This is a genomic window from Streptomyces sp. NPDC048521, assembly GCF_043199855.1.
Lineage (GTDB): Bacteria > Actinomycetota > Actinomycetes > Streptomycetales > Streptomycetaceae > Streptomyces.
The window spans coordinates 21,534-42,408 of sequence record NZ_JBICWR010000008.1 but is presented as its reverse complement, the minus strand read 5'-3'; the positions used below and the strand labels follow the sequence as shown (position 1 = coordinate 42,408).

21 protein-coding genes and 1 pseudogene are annotated in these 20,875 nt (G+C 73.5%); 8 read left to right on the top strand and 14 right to left on the bottom strand.

Translation table 11 applies throughout. The features are described from left to right. The first annotated feature begins 25 nt into the window (after nucleotides 1-25). The 5 genes and pseudogenes from ACGFRF_RS19920 to ACGFRF_RS19900 all read left to right on the top strand — a co-directional run. Nucleotides 26-1,504, top strand: coding sequence for a hypothetical protein (locus tag ACGFRF_RS19920; protein ID WP_393741621.1), 1,479 nt, complete (start codon nucleotides 26-28; stop codon nucleotides 1,502-1,504). Further along, a complete protein-coding gene (locus ACGFRF_RS19915; protein WP_393741619.1) occupies nucleotides 1,479-3,056 on the top strand; it encodes a hypothetical protein in 1,578 nt (525 codons plus the stop codon). Before ACGFRF_RS19920 ends, ACGFRF_RS19915 begins: the two co-directional genes overlap by 26 nt. Further along, nucleotides 3,053-4,600: an oligosaccharide flippase family protein gene (locus ACGFRF_RS19910; RefSeq protein WP_393741617.1), complete on the top strand. Its 1,548-nt coding sequence runs from the start codon at nucleotides 3,053-3,055 to the stop codon at nucleotides 4,598-4,600. The genes ACGFRF_RS19915 and ACGFRF_RS19910 overlap by 4 nt, the downstream gene beginning before the upstream one ends. Nucleotides 4,601-4,656: 56 nt before the next feature. Then, entirely contained in the window at nucleotides 4,657-5,223 is a 567-nt protein-coding gene (locus ACGFRF_RS19905) for a hypothetical protein (RefSeq protein WP_393741615.1), read from the top strand. After that, nucleotides 5,220-5,651, top strand: a pseudogene (locus tag ACGFRF_RS19900) (adenylyltransferase/cytidyltransferase family protein); the annotation flags it as partial. The gene ACGFRF_RS19905 and the pseudogene ACGFRF_RS19900, both read left to right, overlap by 4 nt. A gap of 12 nt (nucleotides 5,652-5,663) precedes the next feature. On the opposite strand, the gene ACGFRF_RS19895 reads toward ACGFRF_RS19900, so the two are convergent. The 9 genes from ACGFRF_RS19895 to ACGFRF_RS19855 all read right to left on the bottom strand — a co-directional run bounded on the left by ACGFRF_RS19895 (nucleotide 5,664) and on the right by ACGFRF_RS19855 (nucleotide 13,150). Then, complete coding sequence (locus ACGFRF_RS19895; protein WP_393741613.1) at nucleotides 5,664-6,362, bottom strand: CDP-alcohol phosphatidyltransferase family protein; 699 nt, start codon at nucleotides 6,360-6,362, stop codon at nucleotides 5,664-5,666. Nucleotides 6,363-6,584: 222 nt separating this feature from the next. Further along, a complete protein-coding gene (locus ACGFRF_RS19890) occupies nucleotides 6,585-7,610 on the bottom strand; it encodes a glycoside hydrolase family 6 protein (RefSeq protein WP_393741611.1) in 1,026 nt (341 codons plus the stop codon). A 92-nt stretch (nucleotides 7,611-7,702) separates the two neighbouring features. Continuing rightward, complete coding sequence (locus ACGFRF_RS19885) at nucleotides 7,703-8,374, bottom strand: class F sortase (RefSeq protein ID WP_393741609.1); 672 nt, start codon at nucleotides 8,372-8,374, stop codon at nucleotides 7,703-7,705. Between the two features lie 8 nt (nucleotides 8,375-8,382). Next, on the bottom strand, nucleotides 8,383-8,934 hold the full coding sequence (locus tag ACGFRF_RS19880) for a hypothetical protein (protein WP_393741608.1): 552 nt from the start codon (nucleotides 8,932-8,934) through the stop codon (nucleotides 8,383-8,385). A 121-nt stretch (nucleotides 8,935-9,055) separates the two neighbouring features. Then, a complete protein-coding gene (locus ACGFRF_RS19875; protein ID WP_393741606.1) occupies nucleotides 9,056-9,835 on the bottom strand; it encodes an HAD-IIA family hydrolase in 780 nt (259 codons plus the stop codon). Nucleotides 9,836-10,041: 206 nt separating this feature from the next. Next, nucleotides 10,042-10,968 carry a hypothetical protein gene (locus tag ACGFRF_RS19870; protein ID WP_393741604.1) on the bottom strand — a complete coding sequence of 309 codons (927 nt, stop codon included), beginning with the start codon at nucleotides 10,966-10,968 and terminating at the stop codon, nucleotides 10,042-10,044. A gap of 102 nt (nucleotides 10,969-11,070) precedes the next feature. Further along, nucleotides 11,071-11,364 carry a hypothetical protein gene (locus ACGFRF_RS19865; RefSeq protein WP_393741602.1) on the bottom strand — a complete coding sequence of 98 codons (294 nt, stop codon included), beginning with the start codon at nucleotides 11,362-11,364 and terminating at the stop codon, nucleotides 11,071-11,073. A gap of 26 nt (nucleotides 11,365-11,390) precedes the next feature. Next, on the bottom strand, nucleotides 11,391-11,747 hold the full coding sequence (locus ACGFRF_RS19860) for a hypothetical protein (RefSeq protein ID WP_393741600.1): 357 nt from the start codon (nucleotides 11,745-11,747) through the stop codon (nucleotides 11,391-11,393). A gap of 164 nt (nucleotides 11,748-11,911) precedes the next feature. Continuing rightward, on the bottom strand, nucleotides 11,912-13,150 hold the full coding sequence (locus ACGFRF_RS19855; protein WP_393741598.1) for an ROK family protein: 1,239 nt from the start codon (nucleotides 13,148-13,150) through the stop codon (nucleotides 11,912-11,914). 56 nt (nucleotides 13,151-13,206) lie between these two features. Between ACGFRF_RS19855 and ACGFRF_RS19850 the strand changes: the two genes are divergently transcribed. Next, nucleotides 13,207-14,280, top strand: coding sequence for a Gfo/Idh/MocA family oxidoreductase (locus ACGFRF_RS19850; protein WP_393741596.1), 1,074 nt, complete (start codon nucleotides 13,207-13,209; stop codon nucleotides 14,278-14,280). Then, complete coding sequence (locus ACGFRF_RS19845; RefSeq protein WP_393741594.1) at nucleotides 14,280-14,780, top strand: heme-degrading domain-containing protein; 501 nt, start codon at nucleotides 14,280-14,282, stop codon at nucleotides 14,778-14,780. The genes ACGFRF_RS19850 and ACGFRF_RS19845 overlap by 1 nt, the downstream gene beginning before the upstream one ends. A gap of 96 nt (nucleotides 14,781-14,876) precedes the next feature. On the opposite strand, the gene ACGFRF_RS19840 is transcribed toward ACGFRF_RS19845, so the two are convergent. The 4 genes from ACGFRF_RS19840 to ACGFRF_RS19825 all read right to left on the bottom strand — a co-directional run bounded on the left by ACGFRF_RS19840 (nucleotide 14,877) and on the right by ACGFRF_RS19825 (nucleotide 17,652). After that, nucleotides 14,877-15,734 (bottom strand): fumarylacetoacetate hydrolase family protein, encoded by an 858-nt coding sequence (locus tag ACGFRF_RS19840; RefSeq protein WP_393741592.1) that lies wholly within the window; start codon nucleotides 15,732-15,734, stop codon nucleotides 14,877-14,879. 128 nt (nucleotides 15,735-15,862) lie between these two features. After that, nucleotides 15,863-16,579, bottom strand: a complete 717-nt coding sequence (locus ACGFRF_RS19835; protein WP_393741590.1) for a YidC/Oxa1 family membrane protein insertase — start codon at nucleotides 16,577-16,579, stop codon at nucleotides 15,863-15,865. 97 nt (nucleotides 16,580-16,676) lie between these two features. After that, nucleotides 16,677-16,988, bottom strand: coding sequence for a DUF6412 domain-containing protein (locus ACGFRF_RS19830; protein ID WP_393741588.1), 312 nt, complete (start codon nucleotides 16,986-16,988; stop codon nucleotides 16,677-16,679). 136 nt (nucleotides 16,989-17,124) lie between these two features. Then, nucleotides 17,125-17,652 (bottom strand): winged helix-turn-helix transcriptional regulator, encoded by a 528-nt coding sequence (locus ACGFRF_RS19825; RefSeq protein WP_393741586.1) that lies wholly within the window; start codon nucleotides 17,650-17,652, stop codon nucleotides 17,125-17,127. Nucleotides 17,653-17,780: 128 nt separating this feature from the next. Between ACGFRF_RS19825 and ACGFRF_RS19820 the strand changes: the two genes are divergently transcribed. Next, a complete protein-coding gene (locus ACGFRF_RS19820; RefSeq protein WP_393741584.1) occupies nucleotides 17,781-19,184 on the top strand; it encodes an MFS transporter in 1,404 nt (467 codons plus the stop codon). 496 nt (nucleotides 19,185-19,680) lie between these two features. Here ACGFRF_RS19820 and ACGFRF_RS19815 read toward each other — a convergent pair whose 3' ends face one another. Next, nucleotides 19,681-20,724 carry an NAD(P)-dependent alcohol dehydrogenase gene (locus tag ACGFRF_RS19815; protein ID WP_393741582.1) on the bottom strand — a complete coding sequence of 348 codons (1,044 nt, stop codon included), beginning with the start codon at nucleotides 20,722-20,724 and terminating at the stop codon, nucleotides 19,681-19,683. Nucleotides 20,725-20,875 lie beyond the last annotated feature (151 nt).

Here is a 20,875-nt window from a genome sequence, read left to right as displayed (position 1 = left end):
AACTCACTCTATCGAGGTGGCGCAGGTGCAGGACGGTCAAGTCCGTTGCGTGGCGGCGGTGTTCGGCTGGGCCCTCGTCCTCGTCGGCCTGCTGCCCGCACTGATCCTGCAGACTCCCGGCGCGCACGTCGGGCCGGCACTCGCCCTGCAGTGCGTCGTCCTCGCACACACCGGCGGGGCGCTCACCCGGGTGCTCACCGACACCCGGGTGCGGCTGACCGCCCTCGGGTTCTGGCTCTTCTCCTACGTGTGGCTCGGGCTGGCCCCCCTCGCCATGCTCGCCACCCGCACCTACTCCCACGAGTACCGTGCGGACGACACCACGGCCTTCGCCGCCACAGCCCTGACCGAGCTGGGGCTGCTCGCCTACAGCGGCGGCGCGGCACTCGCCCGCCGGCGCGCGGGCGGCCGGCCGGTCCGGCTCGAACCCCTGCTGTCGCGCAGACTCGCGCCCGTACCCGTGCTCCTACTGTCCGGCCTGGCGCTCCTGCTCGGTGCCGCGCTGATCCCCCGGCTCGGCGGCGTCGAGGCCTTCTTCGCCAGTCGGCAGGCGGTATGGCAGTCGGGCGCCGCGACGGACTCGACACGGACGCTGGCCGTGTGGTCCGTGGCGGTCCCCGCGTTCTGGGCGCTGGTGGCCCTGGTGCACCTGCCCCGCGTGACGACGCCGAACGACCGACTGCTGCGCAGCCTCCGCCTGCTGCTGCTCCCGCTGCTGATCGGGCTCAACGTGGTCGTCAACAACCCCATCAGCAGGCCGCGTTTCTGGGCCGGGACGGTCCTTCTGGCCCTGCTCTTCGCCACCGGCCGGTTCAGCCGTCCGCGGGCCTTCCGGCGCACCGCCGCGGCGCTCACCGCGATCGTGCTGCTCGTCTTCCCCTACGGCGACTACTTCCGCTACGACCACCGTCAGGCGGTCCAAGTGATCTCCCTGACCGAGCAGTTCACCACGAACATGGACTACGACGCCTACCAGCAGATGCAGACCGGGATCGACTATGTGAAGGAGGCCGGCTTCACGCCGTCGGCCGTGCTCGGTCCGGTGCTGTTCGTCGTCCCGCGCTCGGCATGGCCCGGAAAACCCGAGGACACCGGCGTCGCGCTCGCCGAGTGGGCCGGCTACACCTTCAAGAACCTCTCGGCACCCCTGTGGATCGAGAGCTATCTGTGGGCCGGCGCCCCCGGCGTGGTGGCCGTCTTCGGTCTGCTCGGGGCGGCCGGACGCCGGATGGACGACCTCCGGGAACGGTTGCGGACCGAACGGGCCACGCTTGCCGCGCTGCTCGTCCCCGTCTTCGCCTTCTATCAAATGATCTTCCTGCGCGGCAGCCTGATGGGCGTCGTGGGGCCGCTGTTCCTGCTGCTGGCCCTGCCGCTCCTCATCACGACCCGCGCCGCCCGGACGTCCCGGGCCCCCTCACCGTCGCCGTCGCCCACGGGCGCCGGCCGCACCCCGATCTCCGGAACAGGAGGCATTCGTGACCTGTCCCACCAGCTTCGATGACTGGCACAACGAGCCGGACCGGCTCCGCGACCAACTGCACCAGCTGCTGCGGTACCGCGGGACCATCGCGCTGGCCGTCGCCCTGGCGCTGCTCGGCGCACTGCTGCTCGGGCTGCTGGGCGGCCGCAGCTACACCTCCACCGGGGAGGTCCTCGTCCGTTCGACGACCGATCCGTTCAGCCCGTTCGGCGTCTCCGTCGACAACCAGGTGAGCATGGGCACGGAGCGGCAGATCGCGCTCAGTGCCGGCGTCGCGGCCCGTGCGGCGAAGACGCTGGGCGAACCGTCCCGCGCCACCGCGCTGGGCAGCGGCCTGAGCGTCAGCTACGCGCCCAACACCCAGGTCCTGAAGTTCGCGTACACGGCCGGCAGCGCACGGCGGGCGGCCCGGGCGGCCAACGCCTTCGCCGACGCCTACCTCGCCGACCGCCAGGCCAGGACCAAGGGCGTGGCAGACCGGATGACCAGCGCTCTGCAGCAGCAGCTCGCCCCGCTGCAGGCCAGGCCGAAGAGGGACGACGAGAACCCCGCCCCCGGCGTGGCGGACCAGATCAGCACCCTGCAGAAGCGGATCTCGGACATCCGGTCCCGCGACACCACCGGCGGCGACGTCGTCCGCAAGGGCACGCCCCCCGCCCGTCCGTCGGGTCCCGGGCTCTCGGCCCTCCTCGGCCTCGGCCTGCTCGGTGGTCTCCTTCTGGGCCTCGTGCTCGCCTGGCTGCGCTCCGCCCTCGAACCGCGGGCCCGCTCGATCGCCGAGGTCGAGGGCGCGCTCGGCGCTCCGGTCCTCGGCATCCTCCCCGACACCGGCCCGGGCGGCGAACCGCTGAGGCCCGGCCGGAGTGGGGGCGGCCACGCGGAGACGTACCGCATGCTCGCCTTCCGCCTCCGGCACGCCGGCGACCGTACCCCCGGCGGCAGCCTGCTGATCGCGGCACCGCGGCTGGACGCCACGGCCGAGGACACCGCCGTGCACCTCGCCGCCGCGTTCGCCGAGTGCGGCGACGACGTACTGCTGGTCGACGCCACCGGACGCACCCCCGGCCTGGCGGCCCGGCTGCCGCTGGTGACCGCGGGCGGCGACGACAGCGAGTCCGCCGGCCTGCCCGAGGACCGGGTTCTGGTCGACGCGGGCACGGCCGGGCGCTTCACGCTCGCCCCCGGCACCCCGGACACCGTCACCGGCGAGGCCCCGGCGTCCCCCATGGTGACGCGCGAGCTGTCGCGCGCCGAGGCCGCACAGTCGGCGCTCGTCGTCACCCGCCCGCTGCTGGAGCACACCGACGGCCTCGCGGTCGCCCAGCGCGTGGACGGCGTCCTCGTCGTGGCCGGCCTGGACCGGACCCGGCGCGACGACCTCCGGCGGGTCCGCGAACTCGTCGGCTGCTCGGGCGGGCGCCTGCTGGGCGCGGTCGTCGGCACGAGCGCCCGGCGCGGGATCCTGGCCCGCCGGCCGAAGGTGCGGGACGTGCCCGTCGCGCCCGGTATGCCCGCCCAGGCCCAGCCGGGCTCGTCAGCGCCGGACGCCGCGGTCGCCGCCTCCCAAGGATGAGCGCCCCCGGAACGGCCGTCCCCACCGCCCGCGGCAGGCCCGCCATGAGCGGGATCGCGGCCACCGCGCGCGGCGGCTGGTGGGGCTTCCTGGGCTCGGCCGTCAGCGCTCTCTTCGGCTATCTGCTCGTGGCCCTCGTCACGCGGGCGCTCGGCGCGCACGGCGCGGGAGCGGTGTTCACCGGCGTCGCCGTCTTCACCATCCTGGGCAACACCTGCAAGCTCGGCGCCGACACCGGGCTGGTGCGCTTCATCTCCCGTGACGTGGCCACGGGCGGCGGCCGGCACGTGGGCGCGCTCCTGCGCACCGCCGTCGTCCCGGGCGCCGTGGCGAGCACGGCGGCGGCAGCAGTGCTGTTCCTGTCTCCCCCGACCGCCACCGCCCTGCTGTCGAACCTGGCCCCGGCCGACGCGGTCACCCTGGTCCGGCTGTTCTCGGTGTTCCTCCCGCTGGCCACGGTCACCCTGATCTGGCTCGGCGCGACCCAGGGCTACGGCACGGTGCTCCCGCTCGTCGGTGTCGAGCAGATCGGCAAACCGGTGCTGCGCGTGCTGATCGCCGCCCCCGTCGCCCTGCTGGCCCCGAGCGTGCTGAGCCTGGCCGTGGCCTGGCTCCTCCCCACACTGACCGGTGCCGTCGCCGCCTGGCTCGCGCTGCGCCGCTGCCGTGCGGACCGGCGGGTCACGCCCGCGCCCGCGCCCGCCGCGGCCGCGGCCCGGCGCGGGTTCTGGGCGTTCTCCGCACCCCGAGCCGTCTCCTCCGTCTTCGACATCAGCGCGGTCTGGGTGGGCGTCATCCTGCTGTCCAGCCTGGGCACGAGCGAGGAGGCGGGCATCTACACCGCCGTCGGCCGTGTCATCAGCGCGGCGACGCTGCTGCAGCTCGCCGTCCGGCTGGCCTTCGCTCCGGAGATCAGCCGCCTGCTCGCCACGGACGACCTCGATCAGGCCTGCCACCTGCATCGCGTCTCCACCCGGTGGATCGTCCTGTTCTCCTGGCCGCTGCTGGTGTTCCTCGCGAACTTCCCCCAGACCGTCCTGTCCCTGTTCGGACCGGAGTTCACCCAGGGGTCGGACGCGCTGATCGTTCTGTGTGTCGCCTCGGCGGTCAACGTCGGGGTGGGCAACGCCCAGACGGTGATGCTCATGGCCGGCCGCAGCTCCTGGCACCTCGCGGTCACCGGCGCGGCGTTCGCGGTGCAGCTGACCGTCGGCGTGCTCACCGTGCCGCATCTGGGGACCCTGGGTGCCGCGCTGTCGTGGGGTGCGGCGATCGTCGTGGAGAACCTCGGGGCAGCGGCCCTGGTGCGGCGCGATCCCGGCTTCAGGACCGTGGACCGCGGGTATGTCGCGGCGATGGCCACCGGGTTGTGCCTCACGGCGGTCGTGGTGCTTCCCGTCCGGGTGCTGGCTGGTGACACGGCGACCGGCCTCGCCCTCGGAATCACCCTGGCGGTGTGCGTGTTCGGCACTGTTCTGTGGCATTTTCGTACGACTCTGGGCGTGAGCGATCTCGTCGGTGTCCTGCGCGAACGCACCGCCTGAGGCCGCGTCACCTCGTCCGTGCCTCCCCGCCGATCACCATCCACCCGGGATGTTCCATGCGCCTGCGCCACCTCACGGCGAGGACCGCCATCACGGCTTCCGCCATGGTGGTCCTCACGACCGCATCGCTCACCGCAGCGTCGGGTTCGCCGGCCACCGGCGAACCCGCCTTCACCGCCGACCCCTTGGCGACCTGGCAGACGGACGGCACCGTCTGGTCGGTCGCGTCCGCGCGCGGTGTCGTGTATGTCGGCGGCACCTTCGACAGCGTCCGCCCGCCGGGCGCGAAGCCGGGTGAGAGGGAGGTGACGCGCAGGGGCTTCGCCGCGTTCGACGCCGCCACCGGCGAACTGCTGCCCTGCGTCCGCTCCTTCACGGGCGGGCAGGAGGCCGTACGCGCGATACTGACGTACCGGATCCGCCGTGACGGAAAGCGCGTGGCCTCGCTGCGCCGGCGGTCCGCCCCCTGGGACCGCCCGTCGATGCGTCACACCGACTCGGTCACGCCCGGCTCCCGCCACCAGTACACGGTCGAGGTGACCGACGGGACCCGCGTCGAAGCCAGGTCCGCGCCCCTCACGGTCACCACGGCTGCCGACGCGAGAAGGCCGGGACAGTCATGAGAAGACCACGCGTCGGGTACGCCCCCGGCGTCTTCGACCTCTTCCACGTGGGGCACCTCAACATCCTGCGCCGCGCCCGGGAGCAGTGCGACCGCCTCGTCGCAGGCGTCGTCACCGACGAGCAGGTCATCCGGGTCAAGGGCCGTCGGCCGGTCGTGCCGCTCTCGGAGCGCCTGGACATCGTCCGCAGCGTCCGGTACGTCGACGAGGCCGTCGTCGAGGCGACGAACGACAAGATGGACATGTGGGAGAAGATCGGCTTCGACGTCGTCTTCAAGGGTGACGACTGGCGCGGCACGGAGAAGGGGACCGCGCTCGAACGCCGGTTCGCGGAGATCGGTGTGGAAGTCGTCTACTTCCCGTACACCCTGCACACCTCGAGCACGCTGCTGCGCACCGCACTCGACGTCCTCGCCTCGCCCCGCGGGACCGGTCTCGGTTCAGCAGAGCTGGCGGAAGCTCTTGACCAGGAAGGCGGGCAGGAAGACGACATGGGCCAGGAGCAGGGTGCAGTACACGCCGAGGAAGAGACCCTGGTTGCCCAGGAATAGGAAGGCCAGGCAGGTCACGCCGTAGTCGACGGGCAGCAGCAGGACGGACCGCAGGGCCGAGTGCGGGGCCGGCGCCCGGTCGTGCTCCCGCCGCTTCAGCTTCTCCGTCAGGATCGCGACGAAGAAGACCAGCACGGCCGCCAGTTGGAAGAGCATCGGCGCCAGCAGCAGGGCCCGGCTGGGCAGGTCGAAGAAGCGGTAGAGCGCCACCAGCACCGCCGAGTGGACGCTCACGACCTTGACACAGTCCAGGACGTGGTCGAGCCACTCCCCGGACGGTCCCCCCGACCGCTGGCTGCGGGCCAGCTGCCCGTCGGCCGAGTCCAGGGCGAAGCCCACGGCCAGGGCCGTGCACACACAGACGGAGAGGCCGGGCCCGGGTGGCACCAGCGCGACGGCGGCCAGTGCCGGGAACGTGAAGAGCGCGCTGAGGAGGGTCACCTGATTCGGCGTGGCCCCGATCCGGTAGGCCACCGCGGCGAACACCCGGCCCGCCGGACGGTTCACGAACCGGGTGTAGAGCGACACCCCCACAGCCGGCTTCTGCACCGTCGACAGCAGTCTGAGCACGTCTGCGAACGCCGTCACTTCATCCCCTATGGGTGGTCCTACGGATGGCTCCACGGAAGGCACTACAGGAAGCACGATCGGTAAAATCATGACATATGGGGATCGATCAGCTCATATCCGTGGGAGACAACTCCTGTGCGCGTCCCCTGGGTGGCGGCGGGCACGGCCGGACGGACAACGGCTCGCCGCCGGCACCTGCCGTCCGCGGAGGCGACGGGCGCGCCTTCGCCTACCGACCGGTCACTTGCTCGCCCTGGCCAACGCGAGGGCGTAACGCGCCCACCACTGACCGGCCTTCGGCCCGCCCTTGCACTGGCCGTCGGACTCCCCCGGCCTCTTCACCCACAGATAGGCGTCGACCAGCGGGTCCGCGGTCCTGGTCGTCGGCGTCTCGCCCAGCGCCCGGCCCGGCGGGTTGCACCAGCGCTCGGCCGGATCCCCGCCCTCGTACGGCCCGTTGCCGTTCCTGCTGGTGTCGATGACGAAGTGCTTGCCGCCCACCTTCGCCGAGAGCTGCTTGCCGTAGGCGAGGGAGTCCTGGGTGGAGTAGAAGTTGGAGACGTTGACGGAGAAGCCGTCGGCCCGGTCGATGCCGGCCCGCTGGAGCGGCTGGAAGATCTGGTCGGGACGGCCCCAGCCGGGGTTTCCGGCATCCAGGTACACCTTGGTGTTCTTCAGCGACTTGAGCTTGGCGATCGCGCCGTCGAGGAGGTCGTAGCGCTCCTCGTGGAACTCCTCCGGGGTGCAGCCGTCCACGAGGTGCAGGACGGCGTCGGGCTCGAGGACGACCACGGCGGAGCGGTCGCCGATGCCCCGGGCCACCCCGTCCAGCCAGGCACGGTAGGCGTCGCCGTCGGCGGCACCGCCCCGCGAGTACTGGCCGCAGTCACGGTGCGGGACGTTGTAGAGGACGAGCAGCGCCGTGCGGTCGGACTTCTCGGCGGCCTCGGTGAAGCCGCGGGCCTCCTCCTGAGGGTTCTCCGGGCCGATCCACTCCCCCACCGGCTGCTCGGCGATCTTCCGGATCTGCTCGGCCTCCGCCTTCCTGCCGGCTTTCGCCAAGGCGGCCGCTTGGCGGGCCGCGGTGCCGTCCGGGTTGACCCAGAACGGGTCGGCGGACTTGGGCTGCTGGGTGATCCGGGCCGCCGGGTCCGGTTCCCCGTCGCCGTCCTCGGAGGAGCACCCGGCGACCAGGAGTGCCGCCCCCAGCACCGCAGCGGCCGCCCGCGCCCGCCCCGAAGACCGGGCCACCCTGCTGTCGTACATGCGATTCCCCCCTGGGCGCGCACTGGTCCGGCTGCCAATCCTGGCATATCCGCCGTGGCCGTCACGAGGCCGCGCGGGAGGGGGGACAGGGGTCAGCGGCCGGTGCCGGTGAGGTAGGCGGAGACCACCACGTTGGCCGTGTAGGTGCGGTCGGCGCGGTCATAGGTGCCGCCGCAGGTGATCAGGCGGAGTTCGGCGCGGCCCGGCTCGTGGGGGCCGTACGCCTGCTGGGCGTCGAAGCCGTCGCGGGGCAGCACGCGGACGTCGTCGACGGTGAACACGGCGACCCTGCCGTCCGAGCGGACCACCCGGACCGTCTCGCCGGGCTCGAGGGTGCTGAGCCGGTAGAAGACCGCGGGCCGGGTCTCGGTGTCGACATGGCCGACCATCAGGGCCGCCCCCGCCGCGCCGGGCGCGGTCCCGGAGCCGTACCAGCCGACCACCCCGGACTGGTCGAAGGGCGGCGGGTCGACGGCGCCCCGGGCGTCCAGGCCGCGGACCACCACCGGGGCCTGCACGCCGAGCCGCGGGATGTCGATGCGCTGGGGCCGGGCGTCACCCAGCGGTCGCGCCGGACTCGGCAGCCGGGCGGGATCGGCGGGGCGGCCGAGGGCGAACACGTCACCGGTGGTGAGGCCGGCCGTGCCGTGCGGTACGCCGGTCACGCCGCGCCCCCACAGCCACAGCCCGAGCAGCAGGACCGCCCAGGCCAGGGCGGTGATGACCCGCCCGGTGCCGGTGGCGCGCTCACGGTCGTCGCTCATGGCCGGCGTCAGCGCGTGTCACCGCTCCGGCGGGCGCGCATCCCGACGGCGACCGCGGCGATCCCGGCGAGCGCCAGGCCGGTCGCCGCCTGGAGGGGGCCGGGGCCGGAACCGCTGGTGGCGACCGTGGCGAAGTGCGCGGTGCCACCGCCGCCCGCGTCGACCGGGGCGACGGGCGAGGCGGAGGGCGGCCGGAAGGACAGCTGGGACTGCCCGGACTGCCCGGACTCCCGGTCCACGACCGTGATCGTGCCGGTGATCACCGCGTCGGAGCAGGTGACCCGCACGTCGTAGGCGCCCGGCTCGAGGGAGGAGCGGACCCGGCTCTCGCCGGCCAGGGTGCCCAGACCGCCGGTCAAGGGGGCGTCGGCGACGAAGGCGGCCGAGGCGGCGGTGCCCCGCGCGCCGGTGCAGCCGCTCACCCGCAGGGTGATGTCGGCTCCCGGCGCCGGGGAGGCGGGGGTCACGGTGACGGAGCCGCCGTCCGCCGCGTGGGCCGCCGGGGTGAGCGCGGCCACCGCCAGGATTCCGGTACAGACAGTGAGGCGAAGTGAGCCCATCGTGAACCTCCAGTACGAGGAGGTTCCCCCCGCCGGAGCGCCCCCGCATCCTCGGGGGGCGCTTCGCTGCTCCGAACGGGTGATGCCGGGTTTCGGGCGGGCACGGCCCGTGGCGGTGGGCTCAGACGAGGTCGACCAGGTCCGCGATGGAGTCGACGACCTGCGAGGGCCGGAAGGGGTAGCGGTCGACGTCGTTCGGCTGCGTGACGCCGGTGAGCACCAGGAAGGTGCGCATCCCGGCCTCCAGGCCCGCGAGCACGTCGGTGTCCATGCGGTCGCCGATCATCGCGGAGTTCTCGGAGTGGGCCCCGATCGCGTTCAGGCCGGCCCGCATCATCAGGGGGTTCGGCTTGCCGACGAAGTACGGCTTCTTGCCGGTCGCGGCGGTGATCAGGGCCGCGACGGAGCCGGTGGCGGGCAGGTCGCCCTCGACGGAGGGGCCGACGTTGTCGGGGTTGGTGGCGATGAACCGGGCGCCGCCGTTGATCAGGCGGACGGCCTTGGTCAGGGCCTCGAAGGAGTACGTGCGGGTCTCGCCGAGGATCACGAAGTCGGGCTCGTGGTCGGTGAGGATGTAGCCGATGTCGTGCAGCGCGGTGGTCAGGCCCGCCTCGCCGATGACATAGGCGCTGCCACCGGGCCGCTGGTCGTCCAGGAACTGGGCGGTGGCCAGGGCGGAGGTCCAGATGTTCTCCACCGGCACGTCCAGGCCCATGCGCCGCAGCCGGGCGTGCAGGTCGCGGGCGGTGTAGATGGAGTTGTTGGTGAGCACCAGGAAGGGCCGCCCGGACTCGCGCAGCTTCTTCAGGAAGGCGTCGGCACCCGGGATCGGCACACCCTCGTGGATCAGGACGCCGTCCATGTCGGTGAGCCATGACTCGATGGGCTTGCGGTCTGCCATGTTGTGCGTCTCCTGGTACGTACGGACGAGAAGCGGGGGCGCCGGAACCACGGCGTACCGACGCCCACAGCCTAGTCAGGACTGCCTGATCCGTACCCCGTCGATCATCAGGTACCAGGTGTAGCCGCCGGTGCGGCGGCGGACGCGGGCGCCGCTCGCACCGGCCGGGCCCGCAGAACGCCCCCCGTCGTACGGCGGTCCGCGCCTCAGCGGCGCCTGCGGGCCAGCAGGAACGCGCCGCCACCGGCCACGGCGAGCAGGGTGGCGGCGGCCGCGAGCAGGCGGTGGGCCGGCTCGGGTCCGGTACGCGCCAGCTCGCGGGCCCGTTCCGCGGCGGCGTCCTGTGCGTCCTGGGCGAAGAACGCGGAGGGGTCGGGTGTGGCGGCGCCGGGCGTGGCCCGCGGGCTGCCGGGCGGGGTGCTCTCCGTCCCGTCGGTGTCCTGGGTGCCGTCCGCGGAGGGCGTCTCCTGTACGCCGGGCCCGCCTGGCGACTGCTCCGCGCCCGGCCCGTCGGGCGTCTCCCGCCCGCCCGGCCCGTCGGGGGTCTCCCGCCCGCCCGGCCCGTCGGGGGTCTCCCGCCCGCCCGGTCCCTCCTCGTCGATCCCGAACCGGTAGGCGTTGGACTCCCCGATCCAGTCCCCGTCCTTCCCCCTCCGCTGGACGACAGCGGCGTTGGCGGTGACCTGGTCGGGTACGGCGTCGGAGGTGAGGGCGAGCCTGATCTTGACGCTGAGGGTTGCGCCGGGCGGCACGGTGAACCCCCCGAATCCGGGCCCTTCCAGCACGCCGACCAGTTCCTGCTCGTCGGTGCTCTCGAACGCCACCGGGCGGGTGCGCGGTCCGTCGTAGAACTCCAGCTTCGGCTGGTCCGGCTTCAAGGCGCGTTTGTCGTCGACGAGGACGACGACCGGGTGGACGGCCGTGCAGGTGCGGCGGGTGGTGTTGGTCAGATCGATGTACCAGGTGCCGTAACCGCCGCCCGCCTCGTAGGAGCCGGGCCCGCCGTGGATGCGAGTGGCCAGCGGGAAGCTGCGGTCGGCGGATCCCTCCGCGCAGGAGGAGGGCGCCTCCGCGTGGGCGGCGGGCGACGACACCGGAACGAGGACGGCGGCTGCGGCCAGGCAGAGGGACAAGGATGAACACAGTCGCATGAACACATGACCATGCCGGGACGGACACGGGAGCCGGGTCCGCCACTCCGCGCGCGGCGGCAAGTCCGCTCGAAGTCCGCTCGTTCAGCCGACCGGTCCGGGGCCGCAGACGCGCTGGGCCTGGGAGGCCGTCCTGTCACGCTTCGCCTCGGTCTCCGCGAGCGCTTGCAGCTCGGAACGGTCCGGGTGGCCGCCGTCCGCGATCCTGCCCTGCAGCTCCTTCTTGTCGGCCTCGTAGGCGCGCTCGGCCCGCTCGGCGGCGGCCACCGCCCTGCCGCACGCGTCGTCGGCGGTGACGGGCGCGGCATGGGCCGCCCAGGGGAGAGCGAGGAACAGCGCGGCACCGGCCGCGATCGCTCGCCGACGTGTGAGCACCATCGTCGACCTCCGGGGGACGGTCCGGGTCAGGACGAGAGGGTGACCCGGCGGCTGCTGTCGCTGGAGTTGACGCATTCCTGGTACGGGTTCGGGTCGCCCTGACGCTCCTGGCACTTCCAGACGGCTCCGCCCACGCGCACCGTGCCGGGCGCGTGGGCGGTGCCGGACGCGGCCCTGGTGAAGGCGCTCGCCACCCGCAGGGCGCCGGCGCAGGACTCGGTCCGGCCGGCCCATACCGCGAGCCCGGACGCCCGGTCCGTTCCGCAGTACCTGTCCGGTTCCGGGGCGGCCCCCAAGGCGGCGAAAGCGTGGGCCGGGGCGCACAGGCACAGTGCGACGGCCCCCAGCAGGCCCGCGGCCGTGCCCCTTTTCGTCGAGTGCATCGCGTACCTCCGGTGCGAGGACGGTCGGTGACGGAAGCTACGGGTTGCGGCGAGGAGGGCCGGGTGTGCCGGGTACCCCGCCTCCCCGTTCTTCCACAGCAACCGGACTCGCAACATCTCCGCAGGTCAAAGCCCTGCGGCCGACTGCAGGACCGGGCCGCAGCTCAGGCCTCCGACCGGCCGAACAGTGGTGCCAGCAGCAACTGGGCGGCGCCCTCCGCCACGACCCGCTCACCGCCCGGAGCCACCCGCACCGGAACCGCCCCGCCGAGCACCCCCTCCCGCCGCGCCCGAGCGGCGAGAACGCCGGCCACCCCGGTCAGGTAGATCTCCGGCGCCGCGGCCACCGTCCGCCCCCCGAGCAGCACCAGATCGATGTCCAGCAGCCCCACCAGGTTCCCGGCCGCCGCCCCCAGCACCCGCGCGGCCTCCCCCACCTCGCCCCGCTCCACGGCCCCCAGGCACAGCACCTCCACGCATCCCCGGTTGCCGCACTCACACGCCGGCCCGTCCAGCTGAAGCACCTGGTGCCCGAACTCCCCGGCGCCGGTCCGCGTCCCCCGGTGCACGCTCCCGCCGATCACCAGCCCGGCCCCCAGGCCCGTACCGAGATGCAGGTACGCGAAGGAGCCGCCCTCTCCCTCCGCGTCCGCGACGGACAGTCCGAGAGCGGCGGCGTTCGTGTCCTTGTCCACCACGACCGGGACGCCCAGCCGCTCCGCCAGCGCGTCCCGCAGCGGGAACCCGTCCCACTCGGGGAAACCTGTGACCCGGTGCAGCACGCCCCGCGCATGATCCAGCGGCCCCGGGAGCGCGACTCCGACGCCCACCAGCGACCGGACACCGGCGAGCCGCCCACCGCCGGCGAGTCCACCGTCGCCTCCGAGCCCCTCGTCGGCGCCCGCCGGGCCCCCACCGCCGTCGAGCACACCGGCACCGGCCGGCGCCCGCCCGGCGGCCGGACCCAGGCCGTCCCGGACCAGTCCCTCGACCGCCTCCGCCACCACCCCGAGCACGGCCTCCGCGCCCGCGCCCAGGTCCAGTTCCCCGCGCCGCTCCCCCACCACCGCGCCGTCCAGGTCGACGAGGACCGCCCGCAGTTCGTCGCGGTCCAGGTGCACCCCGACCGCGTGCCCGGCCTCCGGCACCAGCCGCAGCACGGTCCGGGGCTTGCCTCCGGTGGACGCCCGCCGGCCGGCCTCCACCGCGAGGCCCTCCTCCCGCAGCCGCGCGGTGATCTTGCTGACGGCCTGCGGGGTCAGTCCGGTGCGCTCGGCCAGTTCGAGGCGGCTGATGCCCTCGCCCCCGGCACCGCGCAGCAGTCCCAGCACCAATGCGGTGTTGTGACTGCGCACCGCCCCCAGGTTCGCGCCCGCCGGCCCGCCGCTCCTCGTCCTGTTCACGCCCCCATTCTCCCCACCGCTTGCACTTTGGCAACAGCGTTGCGAAAGTAGGACGCATGACTGGTACCCCCCTCCGCGTCGGCCTGATCGGCTACGGCCTCGCAGGCTCCGTCTTCCACGCCCCGCTGATCGCCGCCACCGAGGGCCTCGCCCTGGACACCGTGGTCACCTCGAACCCGGAACGGCAGCAGCAGGCCCGCGCCGAGTTCCCGGACGTGACGATCGCCGCCGCCCCCGAAGAGCTGTTCGACCGAGCGGACGAGCTGGACCTGGTGGTGATCGCCTCCCCGAACAGGACGCACGTGCCGCTGGCCACGGCCGCGCTCAAGGCGGGCCTGCCGGTGGTCGTGGACAAGCCGGTCGCCGGCACCGCTGCCGAGGCCCGCGACCTCGCCGCCCTCGCCGACGAGCGCGGCCTGCTCCTGTCGGTGTTCCAGAACCGCCGCTGGGACAACGACTTCCTGACCCTCGCCAAGCTCCTCGCGGACGGCGCGCTCGGTGACGCGTGGCGCTTCGAGTCCCGCTTCGAGCGCTGGCGTCCCCAGCTCAAGGGCGGCTGGCGGGAGTCCGGCGACCCGGCAGAGGTCGGAGGTCTGCTCTACGACCTCGGCAGCCACGTCGTCGACCAGGCACTGGTCCTGTTCGGCCCGGTCACCGAGGTGTACGCCGAGACGGACATCCGCCGCCCCGGCGCCCGGACCGACGACGACACCTTCATCGCGCTCACCCACGCGAACGGCGTGCGCTCCCACCTCTACGTCTCCGCGACGACCGCCCAGCTCGGCCCGCGGTTCCGGGTGCTGGGTTCACGCGCGGGCTACGTGAAGTACGGCCTGGACCCGCAGGAGGCGGCCCTGCGCGAGGGCGGCCGCCCCGGCACCACCCCCGACTGGGGGGCGGAGGACCAGGCCCTGTGGGGCCGCATCGGCTCCGGCGAGTCCCCGGTGTCCGGCGGCGGCACCCCCGTACCGACCCTGCCGGGCGACTACCCCGCGTATTACGCGGCCTTCGCCGCCGCCCTGACCGGCGCCGGCCCCAACCCGGTGACCGCGCTGGAGGCGGCCGCCGCCCTCGACGTCCTGGAAGCGGCCCGCACGTCGGCCCGAGACAAGGTGACGGTGACCCTCTGATGCCCCACCCGCAGATCACCCCGAAGTCCGTCCCGGAGATCACCCCGAGCGTGGAGGAGCTGGAGGCGCAGGAACGCCGCCTGGTCTTCCGGCGGTTCACCCACGACGACGCGTGGGCCCTCGGCTCCCTGCTGGTGGAGCTGGCCCGGGAGCGCCAGGCGCCGGTCGCCATCGACATCCACCGCGCCGGCCAGCAGCTCTTCCACGCGGCCCTGCCGGGCTCCACACCGGACAACGACGCCTGGATCGCCCGCAAGCGCCGGGTGGTGGAGCGCTACGGCGCCTCCTCCTACCTGGTCGGCGCCCGCTTCCGCGCCAAGGGCACGACCTTCGAGGACTCCTCCCGCCTCGACCCCGACACCTACGCGGCCCACGGCGGCTCGTTCCCGATCAACGTCGAGAACGCCGGCGTCATCGGCACGGTGACGGTCTCGGGCCTGCCCCAGCTCCAGGACCACAGGTTCGTGGTGGAGGCCCTGGAGCAGTATCTGGGGGTTTAGCAGCCGGCACAGGGGGCGCGGGGAACTGCGCGAGCGGACACGGCCGACCCACGGCCGCGGTAAGACCGCAGTTCCCCGGCGCTCCCGGCGGAGCTTCTACGCGTCCTTCAACTCCTGCCGCTGACGACCGAGCCCGGCGATCTCCAGCTCCACCACGTCACCGCTCCGCAGGTACGGCTTCGGCTCGGGCCGCCCCATCGCCACCCCGGCCGGCGTCCCCGTGTTGATGACGTCCCCGGGGTAGAGCGTCATGAACCGGCTGACGTAGCGCACCACTTCCCCGACCGGGAAGATCTGCTCGGCCGTCGTCCCGTCCTGCTTCAGCTCCCCGTTGACCCACAGCTTCAGGGAGAGCCGCTGCGGGTCCGGCACCTCGTCGGCCGTCACCAGCCACGGCCCCAGCGGATTGAACGTCTCGCAGTTCTTGCCCTTGTCCCAGGTCCCGCCCCGCTCGATCTGGAACTCCCGCTCGGAGACGTCGTGCGCGACGGCGTACCCGGCGACGTGCGCGAGCCCCTCCTCGGCCGACTCCAGATAGCGGGCCGTACGGCCGATGACGACGGCGAGTTCCACCTCCCAGTCGGTCTTCACCGAGCCGCGCGGCACCAGCACGGTGTCGTTCGGCCCGACGACCGTGTCCGCCGCCTTGAAGAAGACGACCGGCTCGGACGGCGGCTCGGCGCCGGTCTCACGGGCGTGGTCGTGGTAGTTGAGCCCGATGCACACGATCTTCCCGATGCGGCCGACCGGCGGCCCGATCCGCAGCCCCGCCGCGTCCAGCACGGGCAGCTCGCCGGCCTCGGCGGCCGCCCGTACCCGGCCGAGCGCGGAGGCGTCGGCGAGGAACGCGCCGTCGATGTCCTCCACCAGGCCCGACAGGTCACGCAGCGTCCCCTCGGCGTCGAGCAGCGCGGGCCGCTCCGCCCCTGCCGTGCCGACTCGCAGCAGCTTCATGGTCACCATCTCCCTCGATCGCGGAGCGCCCGCCCGATGGGTGCAGCCATCGGAGGACTGGCTGATCCTCCAATCCCGCGGTCCAGTCCGCAAGACCCTGTTCACGGACTGGACCGCAACCGCCGCCCCTACCGGTACAGGGCGGCCCGTTCCACCGCGCTCCAGGTCGTGCTGGTGACGATGTACAGCGCCGCCGCGAGCGGTACGACGGCGACGGTGACGAGCGTGAAGAAGGAGAGGAACGGCACGACCCGGTTGACCGCGCCGAGCCCGGGCAGCCGCTCCCCGTCGGCCGTCCCGGCCGTGACCGGGTTCTTCGCCATGGTCTGCTTCGTGCGGCGGTAGGTGAAGGCGGCGACGGCCGTGACGAGGGCGAAGAGGCCGAGGTAGACGAGCCCGGCCGGCCCGGACACCCCGCCGTCGGCGAGCGCGTCGGCCCACCGGCCGCCGAGCGGTGCCGCGAACAGCCGGTGGGCGAGCAGTCCGTTGCTCGCGCCGCCGCCGGAGAACAGGTGGTAGAGGAGGAAGAAGGCGGGCAGCTGGAGCAGCCCGGGCAGGCAGCCGGACAGCGGTGACACCTTCTCCTCGGCGTGCAGTTCCAGCACCGCCTGCCGCAGCCGCTCGGGGTTCTCGGCGTGCTGCGCGCGCAGCTCGGCGATCCTGGGCCGGAGCGCGGCGCGGGCCCGTTGGCCGCGGGCGGCGGCGCGGGACAAGGGGTGGACGAGGAGCCGTACGAGGGCGGTGAACAGGACGATCGCGGCGGCGGCCGCGGAGCCGTGGAAGAGCGGTGTCAGCAGGTCGGCGAGTTGCTCGACCATGCGGGCGAAGACGGAGAAGACGGACATGGGTGAGCCCTCCGGGGGTCTCGTCGTGCCGGAAGCGAAGGTGAGATCGGCATGACGACCCGCGCGGGGTCACGTGCGGTGTGCGGGGATACGTGCCCTACGCGGCGGTCGCCGGAAGGGCCCGGCCGGGTGCCCTGGGCCGTCGCCGGCCGGGTGCGTCGGGATCGCGCTGCGGCAGGAAGGCGGTACGCCGGGCCCGGTCGCGCAGGGCCGTGCGCACCCGGGTGGGCGGCACGGCGGGCGCGGAGCGCGCGGACAGCAGGGCGCAGACGACGAGCGCGGACCCGGCCGCGGCGGTCGCGGCGAGCGCCACGGTCGTGAAGAGGGTGCCGGTGTCCAGCAGGAAGACCGGCAGCAGCAGGAGCAGCAGCGGCGCGAGGCGACGGGAACACGCGAGCCTGCGGATCACCGGTTCCCCCCTCCGCGTCACCTGCCGATACCCGTCCGCCTTTTATACCTGACCGGCGAGAACGTACCGCTGACCGGCACTCGCTCCGCGTCGTCGACCGGTTCGCGAGGCTTCGTACCGGCCGGCGCCGGGACGATCACGCCGTTTCGGTGTCCAGCGGCTCCAGCAGGCGTTTCGGCCTGAGCAGTGCCCTGCTGACCGGGTCCGCGGGGTCCGGATCGAGCCCGGCCCCCGGCTCCATGAGGACGTCCGCGACGGGTACGACGACCCGGCAGGCGGGGCACTCGCCGTACGGCCCGAGTTCCGTGCCGCAGTCCAGGTGCCGGAAGTGGCGCAGCTGGGTCTCGCCGAAGTGCTCGCGCCCCCACAGGCTGAGGGCGCGCAGGGCGGGCCACAGGGCGATGGCCCGCTCGGTGGGGACGTACTCGTCCCGGGGCGGTGACTGCTGGTACCGGCGCTTGTCGAGGATGCCCTCGGCGGTCAGGGTCTGCAGCCGGGCGGCCAGGACGGCGCGCGGAATGCCGAGGTGGACCAGGAAGTCGTTGTACCGCCGGACGCCGTACAGCGCGTCCCGGACGACGAGCAGCGTCCAGCGCTCGCCGACGATCTCGAGCGCGCGGGCGATCGAGCACTCCTGTGTCGCGTAGTCCTTGCCCAGTGCCATGCCTTCCACTGTAACCACGTCCACCTCCTGGGTTCAGTGACCGAACCAGAGGTGTTACGGTGACCCGGAAGAACGTCGGTTCAATGAACGAACCGCAAGCCGAAGGCCCCGGAAGGACAGAACAGGCCATGACCGGGCTCCGCTCCCTCACCGCCTCCGCAGCCGCGAGAACCACGGCCGCCCGGGACGCCCCCCTGCGCCCCCGGGCCACCCTGGCCCTGACCAGCGCGGCGACCACCGTGACCCTGATGACGTACACGGCCCCGATGGTCACGCTGCCGGACACGGCGGCCGCGCTGCACACCCCGCTCTCCGCCCAGGCCTGGCTGCTCAACGGCACCCCGCTGGGCCTCGCCGCCCTCCTGCTGGTGGCCGGCAGCCTCGCCGACGACTACGGCCGCCGCCGGATCTTCCTCGCCGGCACGCTGGCCCTGGGCCTCACCACCGCCCTCGGCGCGTTGACCACGACGACCTGGCAGTTCACCCTCGCCCGTATCGCCCAGGGCGCGGCGAGCGCGGCGATCCTGGCCAGCAGCCTGGGCCTGATCGTGCACGCCTTCCCGAGCCCGCGCGGCCGGCTGCACGCCACCGGGGTGTGGGGCGCCTTCGTCAGCGGCGGCATCGCGCTGGGCCCCCTCGTCGCCGGCGCGCTGCCGAGCTGGCGGGTGGCGTACGGCGTCCTGGGCGCCGCCGCGCTCCTCGTGGCCGCGCTCGGCACCCGCGCGCTGGCGGAGTCCCGCGCCCCGCGCGGCGGCCGGCCGGACGCGCTCGGCGCACTGACCTTCGGCCTGGCCCTGGTGGCCCTGATCGCGGCCCTCACCCTGGGCCGGGACGGCTGGCTGCGGGCACCGGTGGGCCTGCTGTTCGCGACGGCCGCGCTGCTGGTCGCCGCGTTCGTGGCGGTGGAGCGCCGGGTCGGCACCCCGATGATCGACCTCGGTCTGCTGCGCCACGCCCGCTTCCTTGCCTCCTCGGCGGGCGGCCTGTTCACGGGCCTCGCGGTGATCGGCGTGTTCAGCTTCCTGCCGGCCCTGCTGCAGCAGACCATGCGGCTGTCGCCCCTGGCCACGGCCTGGCTGTTCCTGCTCTGGTCCGGGCTGAGCTTCGCGGTGGCCCTCCAGGTCAAGCACCTGGCGGGCCGCGTCTCCCCGCGCGCCCAGCTGGCCCTCGGCTTCGCCCTGCACGCGGTCGCCGTGGTGACGATGCTCGGTGCCGTCGGCTCCGGCTCCTGGCCCCGTCTGCTGCCCGGCCTGATCCTGGGCGGGGTGGGCAGCGGCCTGCTGAACGGGGCCCTGCCGCTGCTCGCCGTCGACTCGGTGCCGCGGGAGCGGGCCGCGATGGGCTCGGGCGCCCAGCAGACCTTCCGCTACATCGGCTCCTGCGCCGGCGTCGCCCTGACCATCGCCCTCGCCACCTCCTCCGGCAACCTGGCCCGCGGCGCGAACATCGCCCTGCTGGTGTCGGCGGCCCTGGCGGCGGTCGGAGCGGTCAGCGTGCTGGCGCTGCGGGAACGGGTGCGGGCGCAGCGGTGAGCGTGCTGGTGTCGGCGGCCCCGGCGGCGGTCGGAACGGTCAGCGTGCCCGCGCTGCGGGAACGGGTGCAGGCGCAGCGGTGAGCGTGCCGGTGCTGCGGGAACGGGTGCGGGCGCAGCGGTGAGCGTGCCGGTGTCGGCAGCCCCGGCGGCGGGCGCAGCGGTCAGCGTGCCCGCGCTGCGGGAACGGGTGCGGGCGCAGCGGTGAGCGTGCCGGTGTCGGCAGCCCCGGCGGCGGGCGCAGCGGTCAGCGTGCCCGCGCTGCGGGAACAGGTGTAGGGGGGCCGGGCGGGTCCATGTCGTACGCGTCGGCGAGGACGGGGGCGTGACCGTGCGGGCGTACGGCGCGGGCGAGGGCTCCGCCTGGGCCAGAGCCGGGCGGAGCGGAGCGCCCGAAGGGGCGCGGGGAACCGCGCGACCGGTCACGACCGCAGCCGCACCCGGGAACGGGCCACCATCCAACGGCGCTCCTCCGCACCCTCCGCCCCGCGGCGACGTCAGATCGTGGCGGTGTCGATGACGAAGCGGTAGCGGACGTCGCTCGCCTGCACCCGCTCGTACGCCTCGTTGATCTGCTCGGCGCTGATCAGCTCGATCTCCGCGCCCAGGCCGTGCTCGGCGCAGAAGTCCAGCATCTCCTGGGTCTCGGCGATGCCGCCGATGCCGGAGCTGCTGATGCTGCGGCGGTTGCCGAGCAGCGACTGCAGCACGATCTGCACCGGCTCCTCGGGGAGGCCTACGTTCACCATGGTGCCGTCGGTGCGCAGCAGGGACAGGTACGCGGCGAAGTCGAGCGGGGCCGAGACCGTGTTGAGGATGAGGTCGAAGGTGCCCGCCAGCTCCTCGAAGGTCTTCGGGTCGCTGGTGGCGTAGTAGTGATCGGCACCGAGCTTGAGGCCGTCGTCCTTCTTGCGCAGCGACTGGGAGAGCACCGTGACCTCGGCACCCAGCGCGTGCGCGAGCTTGACGCCCATGTGGCCGAGGCCGCCCAGACCGACCACGGCGACCTTCTTGCCGGGGCCGGCGTTCCAGTGCTTCAGCGGGGAGTAGGTGGTGATGCCGGCGCACAGCAGCGGCGCGGCCTCGTCGAGCGACAGCCCGTCGGGGATGCGGACGACGTAGTTCTCGTCGACGACGATCTTCTCCGAGTAGCCGCCGTAGGTGGGCTCGCCGTCCTTGCCGACGGCGTTGTACGTCCAGACAATGCCGCCTGTGGAGCAGTACTGCTCCAGGCCGGCCTTGCAGTTGTCGCACTCACGGCAGGAGTCGACCATGCAGCCGACACCCACCCGGTCACCGACGGCGAACCTGGTCACACCCGGGCCGACCTCGGAGACGACGCCCGCGATCTCGTGGCCCGGGACCATCGGGAAGATGCCGGGGCGCCAGCCGTCCTGGGCCTGGTGGATGTCGGAGTGGCAGATACCGGCGAACTTGATGTCGATCAGGACGTCGAAGTCACCGACCGCGCGCCGCTCGATGGTGGTCCGCTCCAGCGGGGCCTTCGGCGCGGGCGCGGCGTACGCAGCAACAGTGGTCATGCCGGGGTTCTCCTAAGAGGTCCTCTGCCCGGCGGCCTTCGGCCGGGCACGTCTTCCAGCTTGCCGCCGATCCGGTCCGCCACCCAGCCCACGCTTGTGCGTACGACCGCTGTGCGTACCACTGGCGGGGTCAGGCTCGGGTGCGTACGAC